We start from the raw sequence: 14,359 nt of genomic DNA, 5'->3' as shown, positions 1-14,359 counted from the left end.
ATAACTGATAGTACCACAAACGAGCAAAGGCATGGAAACACGCATCACCCTGGTAGGAGCTGGTCCCGGAGACGAGGAGTTAATCACCCTGAAAGGACTACGGGCTCTGGAGCAGGCCGACGTTATATTATATGACGATCTGGCCAATCAGGAACTCCTGCGATATGCTCCTGCCGGAACGATGAAGCAATACGTGGGCAAGCGGGTAGGACGGCCTTCCTTTTCGCAGGAAGAAATCAATGCTCTGCTGGTGTCACTGGCGAAACAGTATGGTCACGTGGTACGTCTGAAGGGGGGCGACTCGTACGTGTTTGGCCGGGGTCACGAGGAGTACGTGTATGCCCGCGAGCATGGGATCGACTGTCAGATTATACCGGGTATATCCAGTTGTATCGCCGTACCTGCCTCACAGCACATTCCGGTAACCCGGCGGGGCGTGAGTGAAAGTTTCTGGGTCATTACCGGAACGACGCGTCATGGCGAATTGTCGAAAGACCTGAAACTGGCCTTACAATCCAAGGCTACCGTAGTAGTACTGATGGGTTTGCAAAAAATTCAGGAATTGTGTCAGTTATATATTGACCACGGTCGCGGAGAGATACCCATGGCCGTCATTCAGAACGGAACCCGGCCCGATGAACGCTGCGTGATGGGTCAGGTCTGGGAAATGCCGGAACGGGTAGCTGCCCACGGCCTGGGGGCTCCGGCGGTATTGGTGATCGGTGAAGTAGTAACATTACATCCAGCTTACATCCGCGAGTGTCTGGCTGCTGTATCTTGTGAGTAATCAGATTATTACAAAATCCAATTCATAAAAAAAGAACCGATCCGGTGCGGGGGCACCTTTGGATCGGTTACTTGGGGCTTGTTCATGGTTCACACAAACGTTTCAAAGGAAATGGAAAAACAGACGTAAAGCAAATCCAATCTCTCGCTGGCGCACGATCTGTCGCCGCCTACCGCTCTTCGTACTGGCCCTGCCGCAGGTCAGAAGTACTTACGCGTTGCATACCATTCTTCCGGTAGTACGAAATCCTTTCCGATGAAAAAAATGTATCTGATGGTACTGGCTCTTGGTGGAGCCAGCTGCATCGGCCCGACTGCTCATGCACAGCTTTCCCTGACGGGACAGCTTCGTACCCGAACCGAACTTCGGGATGGGTACGGCAATCTGGCCCCCCGAGGGAGTCAAGCGGCCATTTTCACCTCCCAACGTACCCGATTGAGTTTTGGCTATCAGGCTAGCCGTCTTCGCATGAATGTAACGCTTCAGGACGTACGCGTCTGGGGCCAGGATGCTTCCAGTATTTCCGTAGTGGATGGCAATCGCCTGTCCGTACACGAAGCCTGGGGCGAAATCCAGCTCATCAATCGGGCGGACACCACGCTTAAATTCCGTCCCATCGACGAATTGTCGCTGAAAGTCGGACGGCAGGAGCTGGTGTACGACGATGTGCGGTTACTGGGTAATCTGGACTGGTTACAACAGGGCCGTCGCTTTGATGCCGCCTTACTCAAATTCCGGCATCAGGGCTGGAAACTGGATTTGGGCGGTGGTTTCAATCAAAATTCCGACGCCTTTGGCCTGACGGGCACCAGCTATACTCCCGGCAATGTACCCACAACGGCTTTGTCCACGAAAAATACCTTACTGCCCCTACCTGCGGGTTTTATTCCTACTAGTGGCAAAAACGGGTCTCCAATCCTGACCAATGCAGTCAGTACGAACGGTCAGACGCAGCAGTTCAAAGCTTTTCAGATGGCCTATCTGCAACGCAGTATCCGGCAACAGACGTTTTCTGCCTTGTTCTTCAAAGATGACTTTTCCAAATATCGTATAGACAGTATCGGTAGCGAATCAAGTGGCTACGTCTACGGACGGAAATACGACGTACTGGGCGTGCATTCCCGCTTGACCTACGGAGCGATGTTACTCGGAAAACTGAGTAAACGCGTGAATTATCAGGCGTTCGGCTACCTGCAAAGCGGTCGCGACCGAGATGGCTTGCGGATTCAGCAGGCGTATCACTACGGTGGGAATGCGTTTATCCAGCAGGGCCATTTTAGTTTTGGACTCGGTTATGAAGTGCTTTCCGGTAATAAGTCTGGTCTGAAGACCGGAGAGACTTCCCGATTTGATCCCCTGTACGGCACGCCGCATCGGCATTGGGGCTACATGGACTACTTCTACGTAGGCACGGGCTCGCCGAGTGGGGGCTTACAGGATAGCTTTTTCAAGAGCAAGTACGCTCACAAACGCCTGACGGCTAGCTTCGACGTACACTATTTTGCTCTGGCCTCGCCCGTACTCAATCGAAGTATAGACGGTACACTTCCTACCCGTATCCAGGGTGGTCTGGGCTGGGAATATGATTTCGTAGCAACGTATCTGCTCAACTCCTTCACTTCACTCGAACTGGGCTACAGCTTCATGCAAGGCAACAATCGCCTGGAATACGTCAAACAAAACACGGTCAATCAGAAAGACAAACAGGGTCAGTGGGCGTATCTGATGCTCAACATCCGTCCGGACTTTTTAGCTAAAAATCAATCTTCCCGATGAAATCTACCCAGCAACCACTCGACACCCTGCCGCTGTTCAGTTTCCGTGGCATCCAGATGCGTACCTTTCATTTAACCTGGCTGACTTTCTTTGTCTGCTTCTTCGGCTGGTTTGGGCTGGCTCCGCTCATGCCCGCCATACGAGCCGATCTGGAACTGACGAAGTCCCAAGTGGGTAACACCATCATTGCGGCCGTTTCAGCCACGATTTTCGCCCGTTTGATCATCGGAAAACTGTGTGATACCTGGGGACCCAGAAAAACCTATACGGCTTTGCTGGTGATCGGTTCCCTACCCGTTATGCTTGTTGGACTAGCCCACGATTACCTCACGTTTCTCCTGTTCCGTCTGGCGATTGGGGTGATTGGAGCTTCGTTTGTCATTACGCAATTTCACACGTCCATGATGTTTGCTCCCCAAATTAAAGGTACCGCCAATGCTGTGGCCGGTGGCTGGGGCAATCTGGGTGGCGGCGTTACACAACTCGCCATGCCTTTGATTATGACGCTGATTATGGGACTGGGTTTCGTTAAATCCGACGCCTGGCGACTCGCCATGATTGTACCGGGTCTGCTGATGCTGGTGATGGCTTTTCTGTACTACCGATATACCACGGATACGCCAGCGGGCAATTTTGAAGACCTGCAACGGCAGAATGCCGGTACGGCGGCGGGTAGTTTCCGCGAAGCCTGTACGGACATTCGGGTCTGGGCGTTGGCTCTGGCGTATGCCTGCTGTTTCGGCATGGAAATTACGTTTGACGGTGTAGCGGCTCTGTATTTTTTCGATCAATTCAGTCTGGGCGAAACGGAGGCGGGTTTCTGGGCCATGTTGTTCGGATTCATGAATCTCTTTGCCCGGGCGATGGGCGGCGTAGTAGCCGACCGCGTGGGTCAGCGGTACGGGATGCGGGGAAAAGGCATTCTGCTGGCCGTATTGCTCTTGCTGGAAGGACTGGGTATTCTGCTTTTCGCTCAATCGGGCAATCTGACGATGGCGATTGTTTCCATGCTCACTTTCGCTTTGTTCCTGAAAATGGCCAATGGCAGTACGTATGCTCTGGTACCTTTCATCAATCCCAAAGCCCTAGGCGTTATTTCCGGTGTAGTTGGAGCAGGTGGTAACCTGGGTGGTATGCTGATGGGCTTTTTATTCAAATCGCAGAGCATCAGTTACGGACAAGCCTTTTTCTACATCGGAGCGGCAGTAGTAATCATCGGTGGATTGCTGTTCCTAATCAATTTTGGCAAAAGTCGGGTAGCGGAGCCAGCGGAAGCAGTGACGTTGCAAACAGTTTAGTTTCGGTGAATTCGGAGCATATATACCGGGTTCCGTCTTCCTTGCTTACGGGCGGGAGAAGTTTTCATCTTCTGACGGTAGTTGATCGTTGTTGGCTATTAGCGATTTGATATAATCAAACCTCTTTATGGACGACATAAAACCCATCCCCGCCCTATCCCATTCCATGGCGGAATTCCATCCTGGGGCTCAAGTCGCCTACCATTCCATGGCGGCTTCATCCCCAATGCGGTGGCCTAGAGTAGGATGAAGTGAGCGGCGTTCGCGATAGGACTAATGACCAGCCGTCTTTATAAGACGAAACCCAGTATATATACTCCTAGCTCACGCCATCTGCACCAAATCAACAGCACTCCATTAATAAAAAGCAAAAAAGCCCCCCTTATGGAAAACACCCATCAAACGACTTGTTGCTACTGCGGCGTGGGTTGCGGTATTGTGGTGAAAACCGAAGCTTCGGGACAGCTTTCCGTACAGGGCGATCCGCAACACCCTTCCAACCGGGGTTTGCTTTGTTCAAAGGGCATGAACCTACACTATACGGTGATGGATCAGTCTGACCGCTTGCTCTACCCGCAGATGCGATACGGACGTTCGGCTCCCCTCGAACGCGTCAGTTGGGATGCGGCTCTGGAGCGTACCGCGGCGGTTTTTAAAACGTTCATTCAAAAATACGGTCCTGATTCCGTTGCGTTTTACGTGTCGGGTCAGTGTCTGACGGAGGAGTATTACCTCGTCAATAAGTTAATCAAAGGCTTTATTGGTTCGAATAACATCGATACCAACTCGCGGTTGTGCATGAGTTCGGCCGTCGTGGGGTATAAGCTTTCGTTGGGTGAAGATTCCGTACCCGTTTGCTACAATGATATGGAAGAAGCCGATGTGTTCTACGTGCAGGGAGCCAATCCGGCTTGGTGTCATCCCATTCTATGGCGTCGGATTGAAGCTCATAAGGCCGCAAATCCGCAGGTTAAGATCATTTGCGTTGATCCACGCGTCACGGATACCGCCCGTTCCGCTGACCTGCACCTGCCTTTGCGACCGGGCACGGACATTGTGCTCAACCACGCCATTGGCCGTTTATTGATTGAACAGGAGAAAACTGATACCCATTTCATTCTGGATCATACCGATGGCTTTGAAGCCTACCGGAAAAGCGTTTTTCAACGCAGTATTGCCGAAGCAGCCGAGTTGTGTGGCGTGCCGGAAGCGTCCATTCGTCAGGCGGCCGAGTGGATTGGTTTCTCCAAAGGCTTTCTGTCCTTGTGGACGATGGGGCTGAATCAGTCCGTCGTGGGCGTGAATAAAAACCTCTCGCTCATTAACCTGCATCTCATTACGGGGCGAATCGGCACCCCCGGCAACGGACCCTTTTCACTAACGGGTCAGCCCAATGCCATGGGCGGTCGGGAAGTGGGTGGACTAGCCAATGCCCTACCCGCTCACCGGGAAGTAACCAATGCCCGCCATCGGCAGGAAGTGGAAGAATTTTGGCAATCGCCGGTGAAAATTGCCGAGAAGCCCGGTCTGACGGCGACGGAATTAATAGAAGCACTGGCGGATGATCGGCTAAAAGCCATCTGGATTATCAATACCAATCCCATGGTGAGCATGCCCGATCTGAACGCCGCTGAAAAAGCCCTGACTAACGCCCGTTTTGTGGTAGTACAGGACATTTCCAGCCGGGCCGACACGCTGGCGTTTGCCGATGTGGTATTACCCGCTGCAGGCTGGCTGGAAAAGGAAGGCACGATGACCAACGCCGAACGCCGTATTACCTACCTGCCCCAGATTCAAATCGCTCCCGGCGAAGCCCTTCCCGATGTGGAGATCATCTGGCGGTTTGCCCGTAAAATGGGCTTTGAACGAGCCTTTCCCTACGAGAAGGCCGAGGAAGTCTATCGCGAATACACTCAGCTTACCGCCGGTACTAACGTCGATGTAACGGGCGTAACGTATGACTTACTCCGTCAAAAACGCAGTATTCAATGGCCCTACCCGGCAAATGCTGACGATTCAACCCAGCGATTATTTACGAATCATCGTTTCTATACGGCCAACCAACGAGCTCAGATTCATACCGTACCGGACGGTAATGCTTCCGAACCCACAGATGAAGCATTTCCTTTAGTACTCACGACGGGTCGAATCCGCGATCAGTGGCATACCATGACCAAAACGGGTCGGGTGGCGAAGCTTAACCAGCACCTCTCCCAGCCTTTTCTGCAAATGCACCCCGCCGATGCGGAGGCCCGGCAGATACGCGACGGCCAACTGGTTGAAATCCGGGGCCGTCGCGGCACAGTACGCGTCAAGGTTCAGCTCACTACGGATGTTCGCCCCGGCCTTTGTTTTCTACCTATGCACTGGGGGAAAATCGGCACTGGATCGCTAGGACGGGCGAACAACCTCACTAGTACTCTGATTGACCCCAAATCGAAGGAACCTGACTTTAAGTTTTCAGCGGTACAGGTACAGGCGTATGTGAAACCGCAGGAAAAGATCCTTATCGTAGGAGCAGGATCGGCAGCCCTTGGTTTTATTCAGTCGTACCGGGCATTGAATCAAAGCGATGAAATTGAGGTCTTTTCGCAGGAAAAATATCCGTTTTACAATCGGGTACTCCTCCCTGATTACATCAGCGGCGAACAATCCTGGTCGCAGTTGGTCAAGTTGTCGCCCGACCAGTTTGCCGAAAACCGCATTCAGGTGCATACCGAAACCAGTATCGTTCACATTGACCGGGTGCATAAAGTCGTAACTGATAGTACCGGAGCCGAACATACGTACGATAAGCTGATTCTGGCCACGGGTAGCCGGGCTTTTATGCCCAAAGGTGTACCGCCGCTGCCCGGCATTTTCAATATGCGTTCCCGCGTGGATGCGGATACGCTACGCCCCTATCTGCGTACACCCGAGGCCCGGATTGTAGTGGTCGGCGGTGGTTTATTGGGGCTGGAACTGGCGGCTTCACTGCGACACCTGGGCTTGTCGGTCACCGTCATTCAGCGTTCTGGACGATTTATGGAACGGCAACTAGATGCCCGGGCCAGCGAAATGCTCTATCAGGATCTGCGGGACCGAGGTATTGACATTTATTTCAACGAAGAAATTCAAACGTTTCACGGCACCACTTTAGTAGAAGGCATCCGGCTCAAATCGAGCCGAACGCTTGACTGTCAGGCCGTTGTCCTGGCCATTGGAACTACCCCTAACCTGGAATTAGCCAAGGCGTGTGGGCTGGACTGCGGTCGCGGCGTGGTCGTGAATGATTACCTGCAGACCTCCGACCCGAACATTTTTGCCGCCGGAGAAATTGCCCAGTGGCGGGATCAGATTTGGGGCATCACGCTGGCTGCCGAACAACAGGCTGAAGCCGCGGCCCGCTTTCTGAGCGGTGATGGTACCCAGCCGTATCGCGGCAGTGTTTCGATGAACATTCTGAAAATGGAAGGTCTGCACCTGTGTAGTATCGGGCTGGCCGAAGCTCCGGATGCTTCCTACGAAGAAATTGTCTTTCTGGATGCGGCCAAACAATATTACAAAAAGTGTATCGTGCATCAGGACAAACTGGTCGGAGCCATTCTGGTGGGTGATAAAAATGAATTTCAGGAGTTTCGGGACCTGATCGCTCAGGGTACGGAGCTTTCCGAAAAACGCCTCCAGCTCTTACGCAGTAGTCAGAAAGCCGATCCACTGGAGGGCAAGCTGGTGTGTTCCTGTAATAGTGTCGGACAAGGCAATCTCGAACGGGCCATTCAGGCGGGTTGTACTGATTTTCAACAACTGTGTCAGAAAACCGGAGCGGGTACGGGTTGCGGCTCCTGCCGTCCTGAAGTACGTAGTATTCTCCAATCGTTTGTAGTAAGCGTGTAAAGCCATGCGGGATTATTATACTCTGAAAATCAACGCTCCGGGCGGTATTCTTTCCCCGGGAACATTCCGACACGTACTGGCACTGGCTCAGGAAGCGGGGGTTCGAGACGTACGTTTTGGTAGCCGTCAGCAGGTCTTGATGACGGTTCACTACGAACAGTTACCGGCTCTGGAAAAATCGCTGAAAACGACTTCCATTACGTACGAAATCAATACGGATCAGCAGCCGAATATCATTAGTTCGTACTGCGGCGAAGACGTATTCCGGAGCGGCGACTGGCTGCGGGAAAGTGAATACCACACCATTCTGGATCAGTTGGCGTTTCAGCCCCGACTTAAAATCAATCTTTCGGATGCGGGACAGAGTTTTACGCCTTTTTTTACGGGTCACCTTAACTTCATTGCTTCGCCCGAACCCCATTTCTGGTACGTCTACCTACGCAAGCCGAAAACCAACGCTATTTTTCGCTGGCCTGAATTGCTTTATACGAACGAAATTGGTCGCTTCGCCCAGCAAATGGAAGAACGGCTGACTGCCGAAGCGGATGCTTGGTTTCTCTACGAAACGATGGACACTTCCTTCATCACGCGTCCGGCTACGCAGGAGGTGGAACTACCCGAATTTTCACTCCCCTATTACGAAGGTTTCAATCGGTACGGTTCGCGTAGCTGGTTGGGACTGTATAGCCGGGAAGACTGGTTTTCCATCGCCTTCTTACGGGAAGTCTGTGAGCTATGCCTGCGAACCCGCATTGGCGAGATTTGCACAACCCCCTGGAAATCGTTGATTATCAAAGGCATTGAAGAGAAAGACCGCTTAAACTGGTCGTACTTACTGGGGAAGTATGCCATCAATGTACGCCACGCTGCCCACGAACTGGCCTGGCAAACGGAGGATCATACCACGGAAGGAACTACGCTGAAAAACTACATCCGCCGCCATTTTGAAAAACTGGATATCCGCACCTTCGGACTCTGCTTCGGCATTCAGACTCGTCCCAAGTCCGAAGTGTTTGGTTCAGTACTCATTCGGAAACGTCCCTGGTTGCAGTGGGGACTGTTTTCGCTGGGAACGGTCTATGATCTCTACGTGACCGAGCAATATAATCCCAACAGCCGGCAATTGATTCGGGTCGAAAAAGGGCTTTTTAAAATGCACGTCCCGCACCAGGTAGAACGCATTTGCCGCCAGTACACCAGCAAACGACACCAGCCCAGCCCGATTGCCCTGACATTAGCCGAAGACCGTCCAGCCGTGCCTGATCCTACGGTATACGAATGTCCGCACTGCCTGACGCACTATGACGAGCGGTACGGCGATGCCCGGCAGGACATTGTGGCAGGCACTTTGTTTCAGGCGCTTCCCGCCCACTACGTATGCCCAACCTGCGAAGCTCCCAAAACGGAATTACAAGCCATTACTAAAATCGTTTCCGCGTAAAACCAATTCTCAACTAGTTCACACCGAACGTTTTAGCCGTGTAGCTACCAATATTTTTAATTTCGTTGTTAGCGGCCCGTACCTCGATGTCGTACAGGGTTTTGTTGATGCGTTCAATGGTAAACGATTCCAGAATCTCTTCTGCCTGATCCTGCCGTAGTTTGAAGCGATTGATGAGGCGGTCCATAATGGGCGTTACGTCAATGGCACTCGATTTGCTGGCGTAGGCTACTTCGAAGACAACCCGCTCCACGGGTTTACGCCCCCGACCGGCTTTTTCGCCGTACACAGGCGTGTAGGTGAACGTTAAATCCGTATTGCCATTAATTTCCCGCATGGCGATTTCCAGTACTTCCCGGTTAAAATGCGTCCATTTAGGGTATTTATCTTTTCCTGTCTTCGCATCGATAATGGCCAGCATGGACTTCAGTTCCACTACACTGCGACTGAAGGTTTTATTCTTCATGTTTTTGTACATACACAGCAATTCGTAAATGCGTTTGGCGTGTATGGACTGCAGCATCATGGCCGCCTGTAACTGAATTTTGGTGAACTTCTCTTTGAGTTCGACGTAAAAGGGACGAATTTTTCGCGAAAGCTCGATTTCAATGATTCCCGTTCCTTTTTTGTACGTTGCTGAAGCGGCGAAGGTGGTCTGGAGAAAGTCTCCGTTGGGCAAGTACCCCTCCACCAGACGCGTCACAATCTTAGCCGTGGCTTTTTTGTAAGCATCGTAATAGATTTCTTCACTTCCCATCACGGAAGCAATCTCTTTAATCGATACCTGATAGATTTTATTGAGGGGATCGTCCGGACGTACCTGCGAAATCACCATGTACATGATGTTCCGCTCGGTTTCCGTCATTTCATAGCGAGCTTCCGTAATAAAGTTATCCTGATAGAGTTCAATCTGTTTTTTCATAGCCTCATAGGTTGCTGACAATGAGACAAATATAGGAGTCTGATTTAATTTGTTGTACAATATTTTTCAAAACACAACTTTTTACCGATGAAAACACAACTTTTTATACCCTTTTTACCGATGAAAACACAACTTTATACGGCTCTTTCACCGATGAAAGCTCAACTTTATACCGATCAAAACACAACTTTTATAAGTTATCCACAGGATAATTCATTGACTATTAAGTATTTATTTTTAAAAAAATTCCCTTCAAGAGAATAACAAGAGTATTTGAAAAACCCAATTACTTGATTATAGCGTTTATAGGACTGTTCTAATGTCCTCCCTCCCCCGCTTCTTTCTTCTTTTAAAGCGAGTGAAAAACAATAAAAATCAAAAAGCAAAGCGGGCAGGAGAAGAAAATAGAAATCTGGCGTGAACTAAATGCTTAGTTTTAAAATGCGATGGGCTCTTGGGTTTCAGAATACAGGTGAATGAATGCCTCCCTACAGCCTTTTCTGTAGCTTAAGCTGATCTGGAGTCATCAGTAGATACGATCGCCTCTCAGAGCGGCTTTTAAAGGGCTCTTTAGCCATTTACGGTAGCATTGACATTACTGCTTCTACTCGATCCTCTCTCCTTGGTACTCCGTTTACGAATACTCACCGATCAAAACACAACTTTTTATTGCCTGAAAGCTCTTACCCGAGGTACGGTACTTTTCCTTAGCTCATTGACTCCGAAACCGTACCGATGAAACCACAACTTTTAAAATCACCGATCAAAACACAACTTTTTAATATAACCTCAGTAAGCCAGATGTTCATATAGAGCTAAGCCCAAAGGGAAGCTCGGTATTGTTCTCAAAGTCACCAATTGAAGTACAACTTATTCGGCCCTACAGGGCGTACTCACCGATCAAAACACAACTTATTCGTACCTTTTTTCACTGCTCAACTTACTGATTTACAAGTATTCCTTATTGGTTTGAAATTTGTTCGAATTAAATACCGAAATCGACTCCAATGCACCGATCAAAACACAACTTTTAAACCGGATCTGATTAAATACGGTAGATTAATGATAAACTATCACTCTGTTTTCCAGTAGATTATGTATGGTTTCAAGCGATGTCTCTAACCGATTAAAACACAACTTATTCACTATTGACGTATACTCTTCATTCGCTTATTACCAGATAACCTTCCAACTTCACCGATCAAAACACAACTTTTAAAATATTGCAACCCTTTTTTCATTCCTCCTTCCACTCAGAACCCAAAATACTATCCCCGAAAACGTCTGTTACTCAGATCTCGACGCTTATACTACCAAGCAAATCTTGTATAAGGGTCTATCAACGGCGAGAGCGGTGGAATTCACCGCTCTCGCTCACTTTTTACTTTTTAACTGCCTCGCGATCCGTATAATCGAATTGAGGAGTTCATCGTTGGGTTCACTCAGTCGGGTTAGCTGACTTAACTTCTTCCGTAATTGATTCATCAATACCTCAGGATCTTCTTTTATTTCGGCTTTCTCTTCGGGAGCTGGTCTGGCCAGAGCCTGACTTACGGCATCCAGCGTGGGTAATGATTCAACGGGTAGAGAAGCCAATTGCTGAATATCACCCTTGCTGATTTTTACCTTACCACTCAGTACATCCTTCTTTAATTCTGGAGTTAGCTTATCGATTCCTTGAGAGAATTCTGCGTCCCGTTTGATTGTCTTTTCACTGACATTGAAACGCTCCGCCAAACGCCCGGAAGTAGTCCCTTTTTCATAAGGGACATTTTGACCTTTATGATCGACCTGACCCTCTTCACTGGCATAAGGGTCAAATTGTCCTTTATGGTTTTCGAGTTCTTCCGCAGCATAAAGGTCATTTTGACCCTTATGCCCGGATCGGTCATATTTACCCTTCGCCTGACGTTCGGTACGATACCGCAACCCCCGCAAATACGAAGCCTGTTCCGGCGTAAGATTCCGTCTACCCAACTGATTTTCAATCATGAAGAAGTAAACGGCTTCCTTCGTCGGAAATTGAACTAAATGAATCTTGAAATCGATCTGATGCGTATTGCAAATGGCGTAACGATTGTGTCCATCAATCAATACGTAGGCTGGAGCGTCGCTGTCCGTTCCTTTGGCTACAGCTTCCGTCGTTTCCCAAATCAGCAGAGCTTCCCGGCAACCTTCTTTCTTAATGTTGGCTTCCAGCTGGTTATATTCTTCCGGTAACAAGGGCGGTATGAAGGCTTCCAGTTCCGGTAAAACCAGGATACGATTCTTGATCTCTTCGTGCCGTAGCAGACTCTGATCTTTAATGATTTTTTTGTCGTTCAGACCAATCTGATATTTTTTCATCGAAGAATGGATTAAGCTCGGGATTGCATAAATTCAGTAGCCAGATTTTTGTAATCAATGGCACCGTTAGAATCTTTATGATAGGTAAAAATATCCTGTTGGGCTACCTGGGATTCTTTCAAGGCTACGTTCGTCCGGATTTCCGTTTTGAAGATTCGGAAGTTACTCAACGCTTCGTGGATGTTCTGAATCATATCCCGGTGAACGTTCAGACGTTTATCTACCATCGTTAATAAAATCCCTTCTACTTTCAATTCGTAGTTAATCCGGTCCCGTACCTGAGCAATACGATCAAAAAGATGGTTTACCCCTTTCATCGAAGACGCTTCCGGCTGAAGGGTAATCAGGCAGCTATGGGAGGCTACTAGGGAAGAGTTCGTGAAAATATTCAGAGCGGGGGGGCAGTCAATAAAAATGAAATCATAGTTTCCCCGAACCGGAGCCAATGCATTTTTAAGCTGGTTGACACCACCTACCACTTGAACTAGCTCCAGATCAGCATAGGCCAACTCTAGATCACTCGGGGCTAAGTCCAGATTTTTCGCAATGGGTATAATCGGTAAGGGCTCATTTTTGAGTAAGGCATGCACAACCTGTTTGTCCAGCTCATCCTGTCCCAGCGATTGCGTCAGGTTGCCCTGCGAATCCATATCGACCAGTAAGACACGAAACCCAGCCAGTGAGAGAGCCTTACCCAGATTGAGCGTAGTCGTAGTTTTGCCTACACCACCCTTGTGATTCACTACAGAGATGATACGGGCTTTACGTTCGGCCATTTCAGCATAACCGTATTCGAGTAATACCGGATACAAGGCGGCTAAGTGTTTGTCATTCAGCGTACGATCCCCGGAAATGGCTTTAGCTAAAGTTCCAGAAGGTAAGCCCGCCTGCTTTTCAATGGCTGAGACCGAAAGAGCGGGTTTTCGGCGAAAAAATAAGAGCGTTTCTTCGTGAGTGAGCATACAGCAAAAGAAGATGGAATAATATTCGGACAAATAAATAGTATTTGTCCGAATATACGGACTAATCGTATCATTTTTTTAAGAAATGAACGAGATGATTTTTAGACAATGGAAGGTGCTAACCGATCAAAACACAACTTTTAAACTGTTATAAAAAAGGTTGATCAACCTTACTAAGTATATAAATATCTGATTTACAGTATGAAATTTAAAGCAAAAGGCTTGAATGAAAAGACCGATTAAAACACAACTTATTCATCTAAAAAATAGAATCCCCTTAGTCAAACAAAGACAATTGTTCCGTGTGCGTAAGTCGTTCGGCTTTCAGTTGTGCCGGGTCGAAAGGGTGTAATAGCGATTGAATAGCCGGATCGGAAAAGGGAAGGGTAGAATTCCAGAGCGGTTCTGCTTCGGGATCAATGATGACCGGCATTCGCTGGTACTTATTATTAAGGAAGGCTAGCAGCGAATTCGCCGGTGTGGTCAGTAAGGTAAACGTTGGAATGGTCTGCGTATCCTGCTCCCAGATTTGGAAGATACCCGCCAGAGCAAATAGCTGATTGTAGCGGAGGGAAATCTGGTACAAGACGCGGTTTTTGCCTTCATGCCGATGAATGTAAAAGCAGTCTGCCAAGACCAGACACCGTTGACCCTGCTCCAGCGGTTGATTACTAAACGTACGCTTGAGTACTTCCTCCGTGGGCAAGTGCAAGCGTCGCAGGGGTGTAGATTGAACTTGCTCCGGCCGGGTATCCGGACTTAATAAGCCCCAGCGGAACAGTTGTAATTCGGTAGGATTCGCAGCCGTAACGACGGGCCAATAGGGGAGGTCAGTACCCGATACCTGAGGGTTGGGCTTAAAAGCCTTCGCCGCCCCGGTAATACCAGGAGACTGAAAGCGTTGTTGAAGATCTTTTAACTTTTTTCTGATACCTAAACCTATGTACATAG

The 14,359-nt window shown here is 49.2% G+C and carries 9 protein-coding genes; 5 read left to right on the top strand and 4 right to left on the bottom strand.

Translation table 11 applies throughout. The annotated features are described in order from the left end of the window. The first annotated feature begins 31 nt into the window (after positions 1–31). The 5 genes from cobA (at position 32) to C5O19_RS18890 (ending at position 9,178) form a co-directional block, all read left to right on the top strand. On the top strand, positions 32–787 hold the full coding sequence (gene cobA / locus C5O19_RS18910; RefSeq protein WP_104714958.1) for a uroporphyrinogen-III C-methyltransferase: 756 nt from the start codon (positions 32–34) through the stop codon (positions 785–787). 255 nt (positions 788–1,042) lie between these two features. Continuing rightward, positions 1,043–2,563: an alginate export family protein gene (locus C5O19_RS18905; protein ID WP_104714957.1), complete on the top strand. Its 1,521-nt coding sequence runs from the start codon at positions 1,043–1,045 to the stop codon at positions 2,561–2,563. Beyond that, positions 2,560–3,861 carry a NarK family nitrate/nitrite MFS transporter gene (locus C5O19_RS18900; RefSeq protein WP_104714956.1) on the top strand — a complete coding sequence of 434 codons (1,302 nt, stop codon included), beginning with the start codon at positions 2,560–2,562 and terminating at the stop codon, positions 3,859–3,861. The genes C5O19_RS18905 and C5O19_RS18900 overlap by 4 nt, the downstream gene beginning before the upstream one ends. Positions 3,862–4,245: 384 nt before the next feature. Continuing rightward, positions 4,246–7,737 carry a nitrate reductase gene (locus tag C5O19_RS18895; RefSeq protein WP_104714955.1) on the top strand — a complete coding sequence of 1,164 codons (3,492 nt, stop codon included), beginning with the start codon at positions 4,246–4,248 and terminating at the stop codon, positions 7,735–7,737. Positions 7,738–7,741: 4 nt separating this feature from the next. Continuing rightward, positions 7,742–9,178, top strand: a complete 1,437-nt coding sequence (locus C5O19_RS18890; protein ID WP_104714954.1) for a rubredoxin — start codon at positions 7,742–7,744, stop codon at positions 9,176–9,178. A 13-nt stretch (positions 9,179–9,191) separates the two neighbouring features. Here C5O19_RS18890 and C5O19_RS18885 read toward each other — a convergent pair whose 3' ends face one another. From C5O19_RS18885 to C5O19_RS18870, 4 genes are all read right to left on the bottom strand, one after another. After that, on the bottom strand, positions 9,192–10,100 hold the full coding sequence (locus tag C5O19_RS18885; RefSeq protein ID WP_102202792.1) for a replication initiation protein: 909 nt from the start codon (positions 10,098–10,100) through the stop codon (positions 9,192–9,194). A 1,374-nt stretch (positions 10,101–11,474) separates the two neighbouring features. Then, positions 11,475–12,446, bottom strand: a complete 972-nt coding sequence (locus tag C5O19_RS18880) for a ParB N-terminal domain-containing protein (protein WP_104714953.1) — start codon at positions 12,444–12,446, stop codon at positions 11,475–11,477. Positions 12,447–12,457: 11 nt separating this feature from the next. Next, positions 12,458–13,408: a ParA family protein gene (locus C5O19_RS18875; protein ID WP_104714952.1), complete on the bottom strand. Its 951-nt coding sequence runs from the start codon at positions 13,406–13,408 to the stop codon at positions 12,458–12,460. A 277-nt stretch (positions 13,409–13,685) separates the two neighbouring features. Then, positions 13,686–14,357: an SOS response-associated peptidase gene (locus C5O19_RS18870; RefSeq protein ID WP_104714951.1), complete on the bottom strand. Its 672-nt coding sequence runs from the start codon at positions 14,355–14,357 to the stop codon at positions 13,686–13,688. Positions 14,358–14,359: the final 2 nt, after the last annotated feature.

This window comes from Siphonobacter curvatus, assembly GCF_002943425.1.
Taxonomy (GTDB): domain Bacteria; phylum Bacteroidota; class Bacteroidia; order Cytophagales; family Spirosomataceae; genus Siphonobacter; species Siphonobacter curvatus.
The sequence above is the reverse complement of the archived record's forward strand: the minus strand, read 5'-3'. Positions and strand labels throughout refer to the sequence as shown.

What these genes read in the sequence shown, in the direction of transcription:
- C5O19_RS18875 (WP_104714952.1), bottom strand. Translation starts at nt 13,408, where the DNA reads ATGCTCACTCACGAAGAAACGCTCTTATTTTTTCGCCGAAAACCCGCT.
- cobA (WP_104714958.1), top strand. Translation starts at nt 32, where the DNA reads ATGGAAACACGCATCACCCTGGTAGGAGCTGGTCCCGGAGACGAGGAG.
- C5O19_RS18895 (WP_104714955.1), top strand. Translation starts at nt 4,246, where the DNA reads ATGGAAAACACCCATCAAACGACTTGTTGCTACTGCGGCGTGGGTTGC.
- C5O19_RS18870 (WP_104714951.1), bottom strand. Translation starts at nt 14,357, where the DNA reads ATGTACATAGGTTTAGGTATCAGAAAAAAGTTAAAAGATCTTCAACAA.
- C5O19_RS18880 (WP_104714953.1), bottom strand. Translation starts at nt 12,446, where the DNA reads ATGAAAAAATATCAGATTGGTCTGAACGACAAAAAAATCATTAAAGAT.
- C5O19_RS18885 (WP_102202792.1), bottom strand. Translation starts at nt 10,100, where the DNA reads ATGAAAAAACAGATTGAACTCTATCAGGATAACTTTATTACGGAAGCT.
- C5O19_RS18905 (WP_104714957.1), top strand. Translation starts at nt 1,043, where the DNA reads ATGAAAAAAATGTATCTGATGGTACTGGCTCTTGGTGGAGCCAGCTGC.
- C5O19_RS18890 (WP_104714954.1), top strand. Translation starts at nt 7,742, where the DNA reads ATGCGGGATTATTATACTCTGAAAATCAACGCTCCGGGCGGTATTCTT.
- C5O19_RS18900 (WP_104714956.1), top strand. Translation starts at nt 2,560, where the DNA reads ATGAAATCTACCCAGCAACCACTCGACACCCTGCCGCTGTTCAGTTTC.